Source organism: Nonomuraea spiralis (assembly GCF_014648435.1).
Taxonomy (GTDB): domain Bacteria; phylum Actinomycetota; class Actinomycetes; order Streptosporangiales; family Streptosporangiaceae; genus Nonomuraea; species Nonomuraea spiralis.
This window is the reverse complement of sequence record NZ_BMRC01000064.1, coordinates 1-15472: the sequence shown is the minus strand read 5'-3', so window position 1 is coordinate 15472 and position 15472 is coordinate 1. Positions and strand designations below refer to the sequence as shown.

Here is a 15472-nt window from a genome sequence, read left to right as displayed (position 1 = left end):
ATGCGCAGCAGGGCCGACACGACCGTCCCCGCCGGCGGTCCGGAGCACTGGATCGATCCCGCCGCGTTCTTCAGCCGCGGCACGAGCGGCCAGTGGCGCGACCTCCTCGACGACACCGACCTCGCCCGGTACGCCGCGCGCGTGCGGGCGCTCGCGTCCGATGATCTCGTCGAGTGGGTGCATCGCGAGCCGATCGACTGAGATCCCCCTCCGGCGGTATCCCCGCACTACTTCCGCGGACGCAACCCCGTGCCGGTCTGCCGCCGCGCGGCCGAGGCGACCCGCCCGGGGTAAGGCCAGGGCGGTGTTCAGCCGGTGGCAGAGGCGTGGCGGCCAGCCCTTGCGATGCCGTATGGGCAGGTGCGAAGTGGTCAGGAGTCGGATCGTCTCCTCCGTCGTCTTTGGCGATGCGTCAGCGCTGAGGGCCTGTTGATCCGTAGGGTGGGTTTGTGGGTGATGGCAGGGTCGGTGAGTGGACGCGGCTGGGTGAGCTGGACGGGCCGGCGGGGTTCTTGAAGGTCCGTGGCCGCCGGTACCGGTATCCGGATGGCCGCGAGGACGTGTGGGACCTTCTCGTGGGCGGCGCGACGGTGGCGATCGTGGCGGTGACCGAGGATGAGCAGGTGGTGCTGGCCCGCCAATACCGGCCGGGGCCGGGGAAGGTCCTGCTGGAGCTGCCGGGCGGAAACGCTGAGGGGGACGAGCCGGCTGAGGTCGCGGCGGCCCGGGAGCTGCTGGAGGAGACCGGCTACGAGGCGGCGAGCCTCGAGGTGGTAATGCAGACGTTTCTGGCGTCGTACGCCACGCATCGCCGCCACGCGGTCGTGGCCCGGGGGTGCCGGAGAGTCGCTGAACCGAACTTGGGTGACGGCGAGTTCGTCGAGACGGTGCTGATGCCGGTCGGCGAGTTCGTTCAGCATGTTCTCGGCGGGCAGCTGACCGACACCGACATCGCCTTCGCGGGGTTGACCGCCGCCGGATATCTGAAGCCGGCCGTTTGACCACGTTCACTTGCTGACGAGCGCGGCCGTGATGTGCTCGGTGGTCGGAGGGGCGCTTTCGAGATACAGGCGCGTGCCGGACGCGCGGACCACGACCCGGTGGTGACTGTCGTTGTCGAAGACGGTCATGTCGTCCTCGGTGCTGGCGTGCCAGCCTACGAGCAGGGTCCGAAGCCGGCGAGTTCGGCGACCTGGGTGGGGCCGACCGGATGGTCGCTGTTCAGCTCCGCCCGGGTCCGAGCCCAAGGGAGTTATTGCAAGAGGATGGGTCGCTGGGGTGCGCCTGCGGTGAGGATTTCGGTGATGAGGTCACTGAGGCCGAGTGGGTAGACGGTCTCGCTTGTGAAGCGCAGGTCATCGAGGGTCCACCAGCGGTGGGCCTGGATGGTGTCGGGCTGGGTGGCGCGGTCTGGGTCGATGTCCTCAGCGGTGATTCGCGCGAGATAGTACCGCTCGACTTGGAGAACCTCCTGGCCGCCGACCTGGTGCGCCTTGATGCGTTCGGCGATCTGGGCATCGAAGTGGACATCGCCTTCGGCGATGCCGAGTTCCTCGCGGAGCTCGCGGCGCAGGGCGGTGGTGTGGTTCTCGCCGTTGTCGAGGGAGCCGCCCGGGGTGGCCAGGGCGTCGGCGAGCGCCAGATAGGCGTCCACGATGGAGAAGGCGTCGGTCAGCGGTCCGCGGTTGTAATGCCAGAAGGTGAAGATGCGCTGGCGGGCACGGCGGCTTGGCCGTCGTGGTCATGATTCATGCTCGATCCATTCGATCAAGGCGGTGATCGAGGCCTCGACCGGCTCAAGACCATTGAGTTCCAGGGCAACGCCGGTGCGGGCGGACACGATGTGAGTGAGGTAGCGGGATCGGGCCCGGTCCAGATAGCCGTGGCTGCTGGGCCGAACGTCGGCCCCTTCGTCCAGTTTGCGCAGCAGTTTGCGGGCCAGGCAGATGTCCAGAGGCGCCTCGACCCACACCACGTCGTGGATCTGCCGGCGGATGGGGGGCAAGGCCAGCGCGAAGATGCCTTCGATGAGGAGGATCGAGGCGCCGGACGCGGTGTGCTGGTCAATCGCGGCCTGCAGGATGGACGGGTCGATGCTGTGCGGGTCGCTGAAGTCGACACCTTGAGCGGGGTCGGCCGGGGCACGGTAATAGTGATCCATTTCCACCAGAGGCAGGCCCAGCCTGGCAGCGGCACCGCGGGCGATGGTGGTCTTGCCCGACCCAGGAAGACCGGAAAGGGCGACAACGCGGCATTCCTCAGGCATGCGAAACCTCTATGACGGCGTGGTGGGCGGCTCAGGCGGGCGCGGCGCGCCGGGGATGATCGTATGACGTCAGTCGACGAAGGCGTCGACGCCGCAGGGGTCCGGGTCGAGGCCGCCAAGGAGGACGCTCGCGACGCCTGGGCCCAGGTGGCTGAGCACGAACGCGCCCGGGGCGCGGCCGAGCAGGCCCGCGATGACGCCCTGGGCGAGCGGGATCAGGCCCAGGCCGAGCAGCACCGGACGTCCGCCGCGGCGCCGGCCACCCAGGCGGCCAGGGCCGGGCGCCGCTCGGCGGCTGGCCGGGCGAAGAAGGCCAGCCCGACGCTGCTGGACGCCGGAGCGCCCGAGGCGCCCGGCTCGGGCCGGGCCAGTAGCTCGGTCACGGTGTCGTCCCAGGGGCGGACTGGTCATCTGGATGCTCACGCGCAGGCGCGGTGGCGCGGTCGTAGGCGGCGCCGAGGGCGCGCAGCACGGCGTCCCAGTCCAACAGGGCGCGCGCGTCGGTGGCCAGGGTGCCGTGCAGCTCACTCTTCACCGCGATGCTGTCCCCGGTGAGCTCCACGTCCAGCAGATCACGCGGGCCGCCGTAGCTGTCGCCGTGCTCGTCGGCGGTCAGCAGCTCGGCGGTGATGCGGGTGGTCAGGCTGTCGCCGAGCGCGGTGTGGTTGTCGCGATCGGCGGCGCGGTCAGCGGCCAGCGTGAGCACGGGCACGCCGGCGGCCAGCAGCGCACGGGCACGGGAGGCGGCGGTGGCGGTGGAGTCGCTGACCTGGCCCAGCCCCTCCATCAGCGCCGCGTGGTCGCCAGACCGGTCGGCAGCGTTGAGCAGGAACGCCAGAGCTTTGGCCAGTTGCCAGGCGATCTCGGCGTACGGGTCGGCCTGGTTCATCGGCTGCGACAGTGCGCCGTACAGCGCTTCGCTCAGGGTACGCAGCTCGGGCAGCGCTGCGTGAAACTCGGCGCCGGGAACAGCGGCTGGGCCGGGCGCGGGGGTCGAGCTGGTCATGACGGCTCCGAGGGGGCGGCGGGGGTGCTGGTGACCGTGCGGGGCAGTTGGCCGGCCGTGTAGGGGTACTTCTTACGCAACACCCCAAACCGGGCCTTGGCCTGGGCCGCGGTTACGGCAGTGGGAGCGGGCAGGCTGTGGCTCAGCAGCTCGGTGATCTGTTCCCACCCGCGGCCGCGAGCGCGGGCGGCGTGCAGCACGATCAGTTCGCGCTGCTCGGCGGCGGTGCGGGCGTCGACGACCGCCATGAGGGCCGCGTCCACGTCCGCGTCACTGATCGAGTCGTAGCCGAGCAGGCGGCGGCCGAAGTCCGCTTCCTCCTCCAAGGCCAGGGCCACCAGGGACACCGCGCGCTGGGGGTCCACCCAGTAGTGCGACTGCGTGCGGGCGGCCTGCTCTCGCTCGGCGTCATCCCCCTGGCGTTGGGCGAGCCTGCGCAGCGCCTCACGGCGCTCGTCGAGGTTCATGGGACGGCCGGAGCGTCGGTCGGGGTGTCGAGAGGAGCGGCGCTGGCGCGCAGGATGATGTCGGTGGGGTGCCGCTTCTTCAGCTCCGCGTACCGGCGCCGCGCCTGATCGGGTGTGATGCGGCCGCCGGAGATGCCGGAGGACAGCAGGGCGGCGACCTGCTCCCAGGACACGCCGCGGACCCGGGCCGTGTGCAGCAGGCACAGCTCGTCGAGCTCGGCAGCCGTACGGGCCTCGACGGCCGCGGTCAGGGCGGCCTCGACGTCCTCGCCGGTGACCGGGGCGCCGCCGTCCCGGGGTCGGCCAGTGCGGGCTTCCTCGTGCAGGGCCAGGGCCACCTGGGAGACCACGCGCTGGGGGTCGATCCAGAAGTGCGTGCTCGTACGAGCGGCCTCCTGCTCGTACGGATCGCCGTAGCGCAGGACGAGATCGAGTTGCGCCCTGCGGCGTTCCACGGCGGTCAGGCGTCGCGGCTCTGCTGTCACGTTTGCTCCTGAGGTGACTGCTTGATGGGGCCGGGGGCCTCGTCACGTTCGGGCAGCCCGTTCGTCGCCTCCGGCGGGGTGGGCACGATGCTGATCCTTCCGGACGGAGCGAATGATGCGCCAACGTGCCCCCATCACTGAGGGCGCGCGTGCGTGCCGTACCCGACATTTCTGTCGTCATCATGACCCGTCGGACGCGTGCAGGACGAAAGCCAGCACATCGGCGAGCAGTGCCTGCTCCTGGTCTCTGGTCGAGCCGGCGCCGTGCCCGCCGTGCTCCTCGACGCGCAGCAGCACCGGCCGGCCGGAGGCCGTGCCCGCCTGAAGGCGGGCGGCCAGCTTCGCCGGCTGCCACGGTGGCACCCGCGCGTCGTGCAGGCCGGTGGTCAGCAGCACCTGCGGGTAGGGCACGTCGTCCCCTACCTGCAGGTAGGCGTCGATGATCAGCAGGGCACGCAGGCCCTCCTCGGTGGTGACGCTGCCGTACTCGGGCACGTTGATCGGCCCGCTTTCGGTGAACTCGTTCCGCGTGGCGTTCACCGTCGGCGCTTGGATCGCCATGGCCGCCCATAGATCGGGGCGGCGCACCAGTGCGCCGCCGGTGGGGATGCCGCCGGCGCTGGAGCCCTTGCCGGCCAGCCGCCCCGGGCGGGTGTAGCCGAGGGCGATGAGATGTTCGGCGCAGTCGATGAAGTCCGTGATGGTGGCCTCCTTGCGCTCGCCGCGCCCGGCCTCGTGCCACTCCCGGCCGTAGGCGCCGCCGCCGCGCAGGTGCGCGACGGCGTAGACGCCGCCGAGCTCGTACCAGGCGAGCATCTCGGGATGGAACTCCGGCAGGTCGATGAGCCCGCCGGAGCCGTAGCCGGTGAGCACGGCCGGATTGTCGCCGTCCAGCTTCAGGTCTTTGTGGTGGATGACCGTGAGCGGGATCGGCGTCCCGTCCCTCGCGGGCACGTGCAGGGTACGGGCGTACACGTCACCGAAGTCCACCGACGACCGCGGCGCCAGCCCGGTGTCTTGGAAGGACTGGCCGTCGTAGCGGTAGAGCCGTGGCGCGTCGGTCCAGCTGGCCATCAGGAGCAGGGCTTCGGGCCGTTCGGGGTGGGTGGTCCACTCCAGGATCACGCCGTCTGCTGGCATCGGGAGGTCGATGGGCTCGCCGCCGGACAGGGGTGCGTGCCGTACCCGGCTGACGCCACCGTCGAGATCGCGCACCAGCAGCCGGTCGCCCACCACCCGCACCGTCTCCACCACCCGCTCACTGGCGGGCACGACCACCCGGGCGCAGGACATATCTGGTGCGGCAAGCGGAACGGCCAGCACGCGGGAGCGCGGTGTGTCCCGATGGGAGACCAGGTAGAGGGTGTCGTGGCTGCTGGCGAAGGCGGTTACGCCGTCCGCCACGCCCGCGACCAGCCGCCACGGGCAGGCGGCCGGGTCGGCCAGCCCGGCGCGCGGCGCCACGTACACCGTGCAGTCGCTCAGCTGCTCGCTGGTCCAGGGCCAGGGGCTGAGCGCGCTGTGGGAGATGATCGCCAGCATCCACTCGCCGTGCGGCGGCACCACCAGGAAAGGCCGGTCCCGCGGGGTCAGCTCGACGTGGGGGTTGAGGCCGCGGGCCAGCACCACCGTGTCCTGCGCCGGGTCGGCGCCCAGTTGATGCAGGAAGGAGCGGCTGTCCAAGAGGTGCTGCTCCACGTAGCGGTGATAGACGAACGACCGGCTGTCCTCCAGCCAGCTCAGGAAGGCGAAACGCGTCGTGGGCGGGATCGTCTCCCGGAGAACCCCCGAGTCGGCGTCGATCACGTGGATAGAGCTGTCCTCCGACCCGGAGGCGGAGACGGCGCAGGCGACGTGGCGGCCGTCAGGGGAGGGCACGTACCAGTCGATGGCGTGGTGCCCGCCGCCGGGCACCACGCCGGGGTCGAACAGGACCCTGCTCGCTCCGTCGGCCTCGGTCACCGTCAGCACCGGTACGCGGGCGTCCGGCTCGCTTACCAGGGCGAAGACCCTCTCGGCTGCCATCGCGAGGCCGAAGTACCGCGTGAGCGCACTGCCCAGTTCGCGGATCCGGGTCAGCAGGCCGGAGCGGTGCGCCAGGGCGCCCAGGTGCTCGCGGGCGTGCCTGGCCTGGCCGTCCAGCCAGTGGTGGAACTCCTCGCCTTCGGCTTCCATCCACCGGTAGGGGTCCTCGAGTGTGATGCCGTGGAGGGTCTCGCGCACGACGTCCACCCGGGCGATCGGGGGTTCGGTGAGGTCGCTCATATGCGCATGATCATATGCCGGAGATCCAGCGACTTATCGGACATTGGATCGCGCGGCCCTCCGCCGGGCTCGCCTGACGGTCATGCCGAGTAAGCAACAGTCACGGCCTCTGACCAGCCCTATTAACCCTTTCCGGCGTACTTGGTCTGCCCCCCTACTTTGGGGCTCGTTGCACGGACCCGAGCGGAGAGCCCTCTGGGCGTGTTCTCCCTCTGGCCTTGTCCCGGTGTCAGCTCTCCTCGGGCGTGATGGCGGGCGCCTCCAGGCGCACGATGCTGTCGCGCGTTGCCCAGTCCGCCGGTCCGCAGGGGAACGCACCGTCCGCTAGCCGATCACTGAGCTTGCCGACGTCGTCAGCGGCCAGCCTCGTCGAGGTGGTACTCGTCGCAGCCCAGCTGTTTGGCCAGGCGCTGGCCTGCCTGCAGGACCAGATCGTGGTCGGGGGCTGGGCCGGGTGCCGAGAATGATCTTGCGGTGTTTTCCCTGCTCGGCCATGGGGCAGCTCGTAGCGTCGTACTGCTTTGCCACGAGCTGCCGACGGGGTTCGCGCTCCCGGTAGCCCGGGGTTTCGGTGACAGACCGCCGTGTGACGCACAGGACCGGAATGGTGCGAGAACCGGCGCCGAGACGGTGAGCTGCCGGGATGCGGTTCCGGAGATCGGACAGAGCTGTACTTCTGTCCGGTTAACCCACCGAACTGAGGCTCATGATCCTTCTCAGCGCTAACGGCTGTCCCCAGGTTCCTCAACCCCGGGATCGTGGCCGAGACCCGCGGCAACCCGCTGGCCCTGCTGGAGCTGTCACGCAGCGGCAGGGCCGAGCTGCTCGGCGGTTTCGCCCTGCCGACCGCGGGCGCCGACGCCTTGCAGGAGCGGTACGAGCGACGCATCCGCGCACTGCCCGAACCCGCCCGGCAGCTGCTCCTGCTGGCCTCGGCCGACCCCACCGGCGACGCCGCGCTCCTGTGGCGCGCGGCGCCCCTGCTCGGCCTCGGGCTGGAGGCAGCGGCCCCCGCCGAGGAAGCGCAGCTCGTCGAGATCACCCGGAGCGTCCGTTTCCGCCACCCGCTGGTGCGTTCGGCCGCCTACGCCGCCGGCACCGCCGAGGAGCGACGGGCCGTCCACCGCGCGCTCGCGGGCGCGCTGGACGACGAGGGCGAACGGCAACGCCGGCTGTGGCACCTCGCGACCGCCGCGGCGGGCCCCGACGACCAGCTTGCCGCCGAGCTCGCCGAAGCTGCGCAGGGCGTGGGGTCCCGCGGCGGGATGGCAGCGGCGTCGGCGCTGCTGCGCCGGTCGGCCGAGCTGACGACCGACACCCGCCTCCGCGTCGAGCGCACGCTGTCGGCGGCGCAGGCGAGCCTCGACACCGGCGCCTTCGAGACCGCGCTCGGCCTGCTCGCCAGGGCCGAAGCGCTGCCGGCCGACGCCCTGCAGGGTGCCCGTATCGACCTGATCCGCGGCCGCACCGACCGTGCCGCACGCTCCGGGAGGGAAGCGCCGGCGGCGCTGCTGCGTGCCGCCCGGCGGCTCGAACCCCTCGACAGCCGGCTCGCCAGGCACACCTACCTCGACGCGTGGAGCGCCGCGCTCGTCGCGGGCGGGCTCGCCGATCCCGACAGCGACCTGGCCGCGGTCTGCGCGGCGGCCGGCGCGGCCCCACCGCCGCCCGGCGCGCCGACAGCCGCCGACCTGCTGCTGGACGGCCTGGCCGCGCTCATCAACGACGGGACGTCGGCCGGCCGGCCTCCGCTGCGCGAGGCGGTCACGGGATTCCTCGACCACGAGATGCCGACCGCGCTGTGGCTGCACTGCGGCGTGCTGGTCGCCAACGCGGCGCTGTCGCTGTGGGACTACGACCGCTGGGAGGCGGCCAACGCCCGCCACGTCGAGCTGGCCCGCGCCGGAGGCGCGCTCGCGCCGCTCGCCAACGCGCTCAACGTCCGCCGGGTCATCGCGTTGTGGCGCGGCGACGTGGAGTTCGCTCGCGAGCTGGGGCTGGAGGAGTCGACGGTCAAACAGGTCACCGGCACGCGCCGGGTGTCCTACGGAGATCTGTTCCTGCTGGCCTACCGGGGACACGCGGCCGAGGCGCTGCCGCTCATCGCGGAGTCCTCGGCCGAGGCCACCGCGCGCGGAGAAGGGCTCGGCCTCTACTTCACCGACCGCGCCACCGCGCTGTTGCACCTCGGGCTCGGGCACTACGCCGAGGCGACGGTCGCCGCCGTACGGGCCGCGACAGGCGACCTCGGCCCGTTCACCGCGCAGGCTCTCCCGGACCTGGTCGAAGCCGCCGCGCGCAGCGGCGCCACCTCGGTCGCCGAAGCCGCGCTCGCCCGGCTGGTGACGTACACGGCAGGCTCGGACCAGGAGTGGGCGACCGGTCTGGAAGCCCGCGCGCGGGCCCTCGTCAGCAACGGAGCCGCCGCCGACCGGCACTACGCCGAGGCCGTCGAACGGCTCGGCCGTACCCGGCTGACGTTCGAACTGGCCAGGACCCGGCTGGTGTACGGCGAATGGCTGCGCCGCGAACGCCGCCGCGCCGACGCGCGCCACCACCTGAAGCAGGCGTTCGAGGAGTTCGCCGCCATGGGAGCCGACGGCTTCGCCGAACGCGCCAGACACGAACTGCTGGCGACCGGTGAGAAGGTGCGCAAGCGCACCGCCGACACCGTCGACGACCTCACCCCGCAGGAGGAGCACATCGCCCGCCTGGCGCGAGAGGGCCGCACCAACGCGGAGATCGGCGCCGAGCTGTACATCAGCGACCGCACCGTCGAATGGCACCTGCGCAAGGTCTTCGGCAAACTCGGCATCAGCTCCCGCAAAGAGCTCCGAGACGCGCCGCCCCACCTGCTCAGCAGGACGCGGTGACGATGCCGTCGATCGTGGTTCCTGTGCGCGCCGTGAGCGATGCGAGACAATTGCGCAGAAGCCGGGCTGCAGCAAGCCACAGGCCAGGCCCCGCCTCAGCCGCATGGCTCTCCGCGGACGTCAGGTGGGTTCCCGCATCTCGATCGGGAGGTGGCGGGGGCCGCGGAGCATGGCGTTGTGCCGGTAGGGCGGCGGGTCCTGGACCAGGGTCGCGGTGCCGAGGCTGGGGATCAGCGCGCCAAGTGCGATCTGGGCTTCGAGACGGGCCAGCGGACCGCCGTAGCACAGGTGAATGCCGCTGCCGAAGCCGAGGTGCTGGTTGTCGGGGCGAGTGGGATCGAACCGGTCGGGCTCGTGGAACCGTTTCGGGTCGCGGTTGCCGGAGGCGAGTACGAGCACCAGCGGCGTGCCTTTGGGCACAGTGAACCCGGCGATGTCGATGTCGGCGAGCGGGACGCGCTCGCGCATGTGCACCGGGGGCTCGTAGCGCAGCAGTTCCTCCACGGCGCCGGGCAGCAGGCCGGGGTCATCGCGCAGCCGGTCGAGCTGGTCGGGGTGACGCAGCAGGGTGAGCACCCCGTTGGTGATCAGATTGACCGTGGTCTCGTGCCCGGCGATGAGCAGCAGGACGGCGGTCTCCGCCAGTTCCTCGCGGGTGAGCCGCATGGCCGGGGCCGGCTCGTTGACGAAGGCGGAGAGCATGTCGTCACCGGGGTTACCGCGTCGCTGCTCGGCGAGGTCCACCAGGTACCGGCCCATGTCGGCCCTGGCCTGTCGGCCGGCTCGATCCTGCTCGGTGGTGTCGTCCTCGGTGCCGACGTCGGCGGAGGCGACGATCGCGTCGGACCATTCCCGAAACCGCGGCTCATCCTCGCGCGGGACACCGAGCAGCCGGCAGATGACCGCGACGGGCAGCGGGTAGGCGAAGTCGTCGACGATGTCGATCCCTGTGCGATCACGGAGCGCCTCGATCAGGTCCTCGGTGACCTCGGTGATCTGTCCGCGCATGGCATCGATGCGGCCAGGGCTGTGCGGGGGGCCGAACGGTCGCATGGCCAGGGTGCGCAGCCTGTGGTGCTCCGGGTCGTCGAGCCGCAGGAACGGGAGCTGCTCCTCGGCGGACAGATCAGGGTCCGCAGCACGGCGGCTGCGGGGATCGGCGCTGATCCGCGGGTCATGGAGCAGGGCGTTGATCTCGTGGTAGTTGCCGACCAGGTAGCTGCCGTCTGCCTGCAGCACCACGGGGCCGGCCTCGCGGAGTTCCGCGTACAGGGGGTAGGGGTTGGAGCGGCTGGCGTAGTCGGTGATTCGTCTCAGCAGGGTGTCGGTGGTCATGCTCTGGGCTCCTCGTGGACGGGCGGAAGGGTCAGCCAGGACGCACCATGGTCAGCCGGCGGTCCGGCAGGTGACCGGTGAGCGCGACAAGGGGGCCGTGGGAGAGCCCCTTCGGGTCCGGCACATCGGAGGGAAGCGGCAGCTCGGCGGCGAGCGTACGGTCCGCCGCGCCAGGCGCGGGCGGGAACGGGGCAGCGGTCTCGATCAGGTGCTGGTAGTACTCGAGCGACTTGGCCATGTTGACGGTGACCGCGGCGGTGACCCGGCCCCGGTAGCCGTACACCACCGCGAGCCGGCGCGCCTCCAGCGAGCCCTGCGCAAGGACGATCTGGTCGGAGAAGGTGGGGACGCCCACCGCCTTGATGTTGAGCCCGAACTGGCTCGACCAGAACGTCGGCAGCGCGAGATGTGGACGCCGCAGCGGCCCAGGATTGACCATGTTGTGGGCCGCCACTTCGGCCTGCGCGACCGCGTTGCCCCAATGCTCCAAGGAGAGCAGCTGGTACTCGAACAGCGGATGAGGGAAGCGGGAGACGTCGCCGGCGACGAAGACGTCGTCGGTGACGATCCCGTACATGTCGAAGGCCCGGCACCCGCCGTCGCAGGCGATCCCGCGTGGGCCCGCCGCCAGCCCGGCGTCTTTGAGCCATTCGACGTTGCGGACGGCGCCCAGCGCCACGACACAGACGTCCGCGGTGACGTGACTGCCATCGGACAGGTCCGCGCCGGAGAAACGGCCGTTCCCGTCCCCGCACAGGGCGGTGACCGTCACCCCGCAGCGCAGGTCCACCCCGTGCGCCCGCTGCATGCCGGCGGCGAGCTTCGACAACGTGCCGCCGAGCGCGCCCACCAAAGGTGCGGGGCCGCGTTCGGTGACCGTGACCTCCAGGCCCTGTTCCCGGCAGGCCGAGGCGATCTCCGAGCCGGTGAAGCCGCCGCCGATCACCAGCACCCGCTGCGGCCCGGCGGCCAGCCGCTCGGCCAGCAGTCCGGCGTCATCGCAGGTGCGCAGAGTGAACACCCCGTCCAGGGCGGCCTCCTCCGCGTTGGGCCACGGCCGTGCCCGGGTCCCGGTGGCGATCAGCAGGCGGTCGAAGGGAAGCGCATCACCGTCGGCCAGCATCACCCGCTTCCCGAGAGGATCGAGGCCCGTGGCAGGCACTCCGAGCCGCCAGCGGGCGTCCGGGTCCCGGCGCATCGGCAGCTCGGTGGCGTCCGCCGCCGCTTGGCCGAGCAGCACCTGCTTGGACAGCGGCGGCCTGTCATAGGGCGGCCGGAGCTCGTCTCCCACCACGGTCAGAGAGCCGGTGAAGCCCTCCTCACGCAGTGTCTCAGCGGCCCGCAGCCCCGCCAGCGACGCACCGACGATGACGATCCTGCCCTTCCGCAGGTCATCGGCCACCGACGCTCACCTCCTCGCCGAGGAGGATGGCCTGGACCGGGCACGCCACCGCGGCCTGGCGCACGCGCTCCAGCTGGTCGTCGGGGACGGCCGGCGTGTACAGCAGCGCCTCTTCCCCGTGCAGTCGGAACACCCTCGGCGCGAGAAACACGCACTGCGCGTAGCCCTGGCAGCGGGTGAGGTCCACGACGATCCGCATCCCACCATTCCCTTCGTCGCCTCACCCTTGTTCCTGTCCAGAGCAGCAGCAAAGGGAATCGGACAATCGGGGATGCGTCCGGTAATCGCGCGGTCCAGGCCCGACAATGGCCCGCGCCTTCGGGGAACGTCAGGATTCGTGAGCGACCGCCCGTGGGGATGCCAGCCGTGCGGACAAGGCCCAGCGGCCGGGACCGAAGGCGGCGATGAGCAGGAACCCCCAGCAGAAGAGAGCAGCCTTCTCACCGCCGTTCTCGATCGGGAACAGCGCTTGAGGCTGGTGCACGACGAAATAGGCATAGGCCATGGTGCCCGAGCAGATGACGGCGGCGGCGCGGGTGGCCACTCCCAGGACGACCAGGACGCCGGCGACCAGTTGGATGACCGCGGCCCACCACCCCGGCCACTCCCCGAAGCTCGGTGCGGGCCCCTGAGGTCCGCCCAGGACGCCGAAGAGGGTGGCCACCCCGTGACAGGCGAACAGCAGACCCGTCACGAAACGATAGAAGGCCAGGAACAGACCCTGCCGTTCGAACGGCGTGTCCACGAGGACGTTCTTCCTGGCGAAGCGAATCGGAGATCGCTGCTCGGCTGTGGCACATCGACCGGCCTTCGCGGTGCGGATCCTCTTCATGACGCCGCCCAGGCGCCCTGGCCGGGCCGTCGAGTGTTCACGTTGCGTAGTCATACCGGTCTGTTCTCCCGAACGGAGATCAGAAGACATGGGAGCACTCACGTCAGCATCAAGAGTTCGGCATCTCTCCGGCAACCATGAACCACCCACGAGAGAGAGGGACGACTGCCCGTACACGTCGCCAACCGGACTTCATCGTCCGGCGCCCATGAAGCCGCAGCTTCCGGTCGCTCAGCGGCTGAGTCCGGGGGCGAGGAACCGGCGGACAGCCGTTGGCGCTGAGAAGGATCAAGAAGGGGTGTGGCGGGAACACGGCAGAATCGGGCCGCGTCCATCTGAGAGCGCAGGTTGGGAGGCGGGGGCCGAGAGCAGCGGTTTCGGCGGTGGGTCGCCGTGCGGTGGGTGGGCCCGGAATGGCATGGGAACCGATGTGAGGGTGGTGACTTGCGGTGATGCGATTCTGGAGGCTGCACAGAGTTGAGGTTTTGTCCCGTCAGCGCCCCGGCGCGGCTCATTTCTGCCATATTCCGGTGGCGCCTCTTTTGGAATCATCGACACCGACCGGCGAAGATCTCGATGAGGAATGAGCCATTATGACCCACCCCCTACGCGACGGCGATCCAGCTCACATCGGCTCCTACCGGCTGCAAGCAAGGCTCGGCGGGGGCGGGATGGGAGAGGTATTCCTGGGCCGCTCCCCGGGCGGCCGCCTGGTCGCCGTCAAAGTGGTGCGCCCGGAGCTGGCCGACAACAACGACTTCCGGCGCCGCTTCGCTTCCGAGGTGGACGCCGCCCGCAAGGTCGGCGGCTTCTACACCGCCCAAGTCGTGGACGCCGACACCGACGCCACCCAGCCGTGGCTGGCCACGGCCTACATCCCCGGCCCCTCCCTGCACCAGGCCATCGACGAGCACGGGCCGCTCCCCCTGGAGTCGGCCGCGGTGCTGGGAGCCGGGCTGGCCGAAGGGCTCGCCGCCGTGCACGCCTGCGAGATGGTGCACCGCGATCTCAAGCCCGCCAACGTCATCCTTGCCGAGGACGGGCCTCGCCTAATCGACTTCGGCATCGCCCGCGCCCTGGATGCCACCAGCCACACCCAGACCTCCACCGTGCTGGGTACCGCCGCGTTCATGTCCCCCGAACAGGCCATGGCCCGCAAGGTCGGCCCTGCCTCGGACGTGTTCTCGCTCGGCTGCGTGCTCGCCTTCGCCGTGACCGGCCGCAGCCCCTTCGGAACGGGGCCTGTCCACGCGGTCGTCTTCCGCGTGGTGCACGCCGACCCCGATCTTCAGGGAGTGCCCGCCCCGCTGGCCGCTCTGGTGGCGGCCTGCCTGGCCAAGGAGCCCGCCGCCCGGCCCAGCTTGGAGCAGGTGCTGACCCAGCTCACCGCGCTCGCCTCGCCTGAGCAGGGGCGGTGGCTGCCTGAGGCGCTCACCCACGTCATCGTCGAGCGCCGGACCCTGGCGCTGACCGGCCTTCACGACCCGGCCACCGCGTCCGACGGTGGCGGCTCCCGAACGATGGCGCCATTACCGTTCGGCCACGCAAATCCACCGCGGGCACCCCAGCCCTTGCTGGTCGCCGAACGCCGCCATATGCGCGGCCGCGACCCCCTGCACGCTGCCACCGGCTACCAGATCGCCGCCTATGTGCTGCTTGCCCTCTTCGTCCTGGTCTCTGTGAGCACAGTGGTGTACCAGCTCGATTTCGCCGACGGGGCGAGACGGTGGCATCCGGTGGACAGCCTCGACGAAGTTGAGACGGTCAGCAAAATCATGTTGGTGGCCCAGGTCGTCTCCGGCGCGGGATTGACGGCGTGCTGGCTGCTCTGGTTCTTCCGGGTACGAGTCGTCGCCGAACGGCTCGCGCCCGGCCGGCTGCGCTACCGCCCCTCCATGGCCGTGTTCGGCTGGTTCATCCCGATCGGCAACCTATGGCTGCCCAAGCAGATCGCCGACGACATCTGGCACGCCTCCAGCCCCCCCGGACGCAGCGGCACGACAGCCCCGGCCGGTCTCCTGCACACATGGTGGGTCCTGTGGCTGGTCACCTTCCTGACCTGGCCCCTCTTCTGGATCGAGTGGACGAGACTCCTCACCAAGGACTACGACTCCACGACGCACGAAGACACCCTTGGCCTGAGGTACGAATTCACGTGGGGGACCTGGGCCAGCGTGGCCGTGCACATGCTGGTCGTGCCGACGGCGATCGTCACCGCTCGGCTTGTGCGGCGGCTCGGCACCATGCAGGCGGCCAAACTCAACAGCTGATGACCGAGTCCCGAACGTCGGCTGTAGAGCGTCCCGAACCAGAAGGTTCTGGGGCGTTCCTGTGGTGGTTCTTACAGGCCCACATGATGTTGATCACTACTCAAAATGATCACGACGCTGCCATACGCGATGTACATGAAGACGGCGTGAAGAAGCCCCGCTGAGCGAGCTTGGGTTCTAGGGTTCGTTGCAACACCCCAGCTCTGGGGATGCGATGGACTTCGAGATCCGCAAGGTGCGCAAGGCGCAGGGGCCGAAGAAGCTCCGGGCC

16 protein-coding genes and 1 pseudogene are annotated in these 15472 nt (G+C 70.6%); 4 read left to right on the top strand and 13 right to left on the bottom strand.

What is annotated here, in order from left to right:
• Positions 1–201, top strand: a pseudogene (locus tag IEZ27_RS53520) (hypothetical protein); the annotation flags it as partial.
• A 248-nt stretch (positions 202–449) separates the two neighbouring features.
• Positions 450–1001 (top strand): NUDIX hydrolase, encoded by a 552-nt coding sequence (locus tag IEZ27_RS52910; RefSeq protein ID WP_189654233.1) that lies wholly within the window; start codon positions 450–452, stop codon positions 999–1001.
• 6 nt (positions 1002–1007) lie between these two features.
• Here IEZ27_RS52910 and IEZ27_RS55230 read toward each other — a convergent pair whose 3' ends face one another.
• From IEZ27_RS55230 to IEZ27_RS52870, 9 genes are all read right to left on the bottom strand, one after another.
• Positions 1008–1130: a hypothetical protein gene (locus IEZ27_RS55230; RefSeq protein ID WP_268246146.1), complete on the bottom strand. Its 123-nt coding sequence runs from the start codon at positions 1128–1130 to the stop codon at positions 1008–1010.
• A gap of 122 nt (positions 1131–1252) precedes the next feature.
• Complete coding sequence (locus tag IEZ27_RS52905) at positions 1253–1654, bottom strand: NUDIX domain-containing protein (protein ID WP_229825291.1); 402 nt, start codon at positions 1652–1654, stop codon at positions 1253–1255.
• 87 nt (positions 1655–1741) lie between these two features.
• The gene (locus IEZ27_RS52900; protein WP_189654232.1) at positions 1742–2266 is read right to left on the bottom strand and encodes a uridine kinase family protein; all 525 of its coding nucleotides are present in this window, start codon (positions 2264–2266) and stop codon (positions 1742–1744) included.
• A 69-nt stretch (positions 2267–2335) separates the two neighbouring features.
• Positions 2336–2503, bottom strand: coding sequence for a hypothetical protein (locus IEZ27_RS52895; protein WP_189654231.1), 168 nt, complete (start codon positions 2501–2503; stop codon positions 2336–2338).
• On the bottom strand, positions 2482–2649 hold the full coding sequence (locus IEZ27_RS52890; protein ID WP_189654230.1) for a hypothetical protein: 168 nt from the start codon (positions 2647–2649) through the stop codon (positions 2482–2484). The genes IEZ27_RS52895 and IEZ27_RS52890 overlap by 22 nt, the downstream gene beginning before the upstream one ends.
• Complete coding sequence (locus IEZ27_RS52885; RefSeq protein ID WP_189654229.1) at positions 2646–3272, bottom strand: hypothetical protein; 627 nt, start codon at positions 3270–3272, stop codon at positions 2646–2648. The genes IEZ27_RS52890 and IEZ27_RS52885 overlap by 4 nt, the downstream gene beginning before the upstream one ends.
• Positions 3269–3739, bottom strand: coding sequence for a hypothetical protein (locus IEZ27_RS52880; protein WP_189654228.1), 471 nt, complete (start codon positions 3737–3739; stop codon positions 3269–3271). The genes IEZ27_RS52885 and IEZ27_RS52880 overlap by 4 nt, the downstream gene beginning before the upstream one ends.
• Positions 3736–4224, bottom strand: coding sequence for a hypothetical protein (locus tag IEZ27_RS52875; protein ID WP_189654227.1), 489 nt, complete (start codon positions 4222–4224; stop codon positions 3736–3738). Before IEZ27_RS52875 ends, IEZ27_RS52880 begins: the two co-directional genes overlap by 4 nt.
• A 180-nt stretch (positions 4225–4404) precedes the next feature.
• Positions 4405–6489 carry a prolyl oligopeptidase family serine peptidase gene (locus tag IEZ27_RS52870; protein WP_189654226.1) on the bottom strand — a complete coding sequence of 695 codons (2085 nt, stop codon included), beginning with the start codon at positions 6487–6489 and terminating at the stop codon, positions 4405–4407.
• Positions 6490–7247: 758 nt separating this feature from the next.
• Between IEZ27_RS52870 and IEZ27_RS52865 the strand changes: the two genes are divergently transcribed.
• Positions 7248–9362 (top strand): helix-turn-helix transcriptional regulator, encoded by a 2115-nt coding sequence (locus tag IEZ27_RS52865; protein ID WP_229825289.1) that lies wholly within the window; start codon positions 7248–7250, stop codon positions 9360–9362.
• Between the two features lie 120 nt (positions 9363–9482).
• Here IEZ27_RS52865 and IEZ27_RS52860 read toward each other — a convergent pair whose 3' ends face one another.
• The 4 genes from IEZ27_RS52860 to IEZ27_RS52845 form a co-directional block, all read right to left on the bottom strand.
• Positions 9483–10697 (bottom strand): cytochrome P450, encoded by a 1215-nt coding sequence (locus tag IEZ27_RS52860; protein WP_189654225.1) that lies wholly within the window; start codon positions 10695–10697, stop codon positions 9483–9485.
• A 31-nt stretch (positions 10698–10728) separates the two neighbouring features.
• Positions 10729–12099, bottom strand: a complete 1371-nt coding sequence (locus IEZ27_RS52855) for an NAD(P)/FAD-dependent oxidoreductase (protein WP_189654224.1) — start codon at positions 12097–12099, stop codon at positions 10729–10731.
• Positions 12089–12298 carry a ferredoxin gene (locus tag IEZ27_RS52850; RefSeq protein WP_189654223.1) on the bottom strand — a complete coding sequence of 70 codons (210 nt, stop codon included), beginning with the start codon at positions 12296–12298 and terminating at the stop codon, positions 12089–12091. Before IEZ27_RS52850 ends, IEZ27_RS52855 begins: the two co-directional genes overlap by 11 nt.
• 129 nt (positions 12299–12427) lie before the next feature.
• Complete coding sequence (locus IEZ27_RS52845; protein WP_229825287.1) at positions 12428–12844, bottom strand: DoxX family protein; 417 nt, start codon at positions 12842–12844, stop codon at positions 12428–12430.
• 680 nt (positions 12845–13524) lie between these two features.
• On the opposite strand from IEZ27_RS52845, the gene IEZ27_RS52840 reads away from it, so the two are divergent.
• Positions 13525–15201: a protein kinase domain-containing protein gene (locus IEZ27_RS52840; protein WP_189654222.1), complete on the top strand. Its 1677-nt coding sequence runs from the start codon at positions 13525–13527 to the stop codon at positions 15199–15201.
• The last annotated feature ends 271 nt before the right edge of the window (positions 15202–15472 follow it).

What these genes read in the sequence shown, in the direction of transcription:
- IEZ27_RS55230 (WP_268246146.1), bottom strand. Translation starts at nt 1,130, where the DNA reads ATGACCGTCTTCGACAACGACAGTCACCACCGGGTCGTGGTCCGCGCG.
- IEZ27_RS52900 (WP_189654232.1), bottom strand. Translation starts at nt 2,266, where the DNA reads ATGCCTGAGGAATGCCGCGTTGTCGCCCTTTCCGGTCTTCCTGGGTCG.
- IEZ27_RS52885 (WP_189654229.1), bottom strand. Translation starts at nt 3,272, where the DNA reads ATGACCAGCTCGACCCCCGCGCCCGGCCCAGCCGCTGTTCCCGGCGCC.
- IEZ27_RS52880 (WP_189654228.1), bottom strand. Translation starts at nt 3,739, where the DNA reads ATGAACCTCGACGAGCGCCGTGAGGCGCTGCGCAGGCTCGCCCAACGC.
- IEZ27_RS52870 (WP_189654226.1), bottom strand. Translation starts at nt 6,489, where the DNA reads ATGAGCGACCTCACCGAACCCCCGATCGCCCGGGTGGACGTCGTGCGC.
- IEZ27_RS52860 (WP_189654225.1), bottom strand. Translation starts at nt 10,697, where the DNA reads ATGACCACCGACACCCTGCTGAGACGAATCACCGACTACGCCAGCCGC.
- IEZ27_RS52850 (WP_189654223.1), bottom strand. Translation starts at nt 12,298, where the DNA reads ATGCGGATCGTCGTGGACCTCACCCGCTGCCAGGGCTACGCGCAGTGC.
- IEZ27_RS52840 (WP_189654222.1), top strand. Translation starts at nt 13,525, where the DNA reads ATGACCCACCCCCTACGCGACGGCGATCCAGCTCACATCGGCTCCTAC.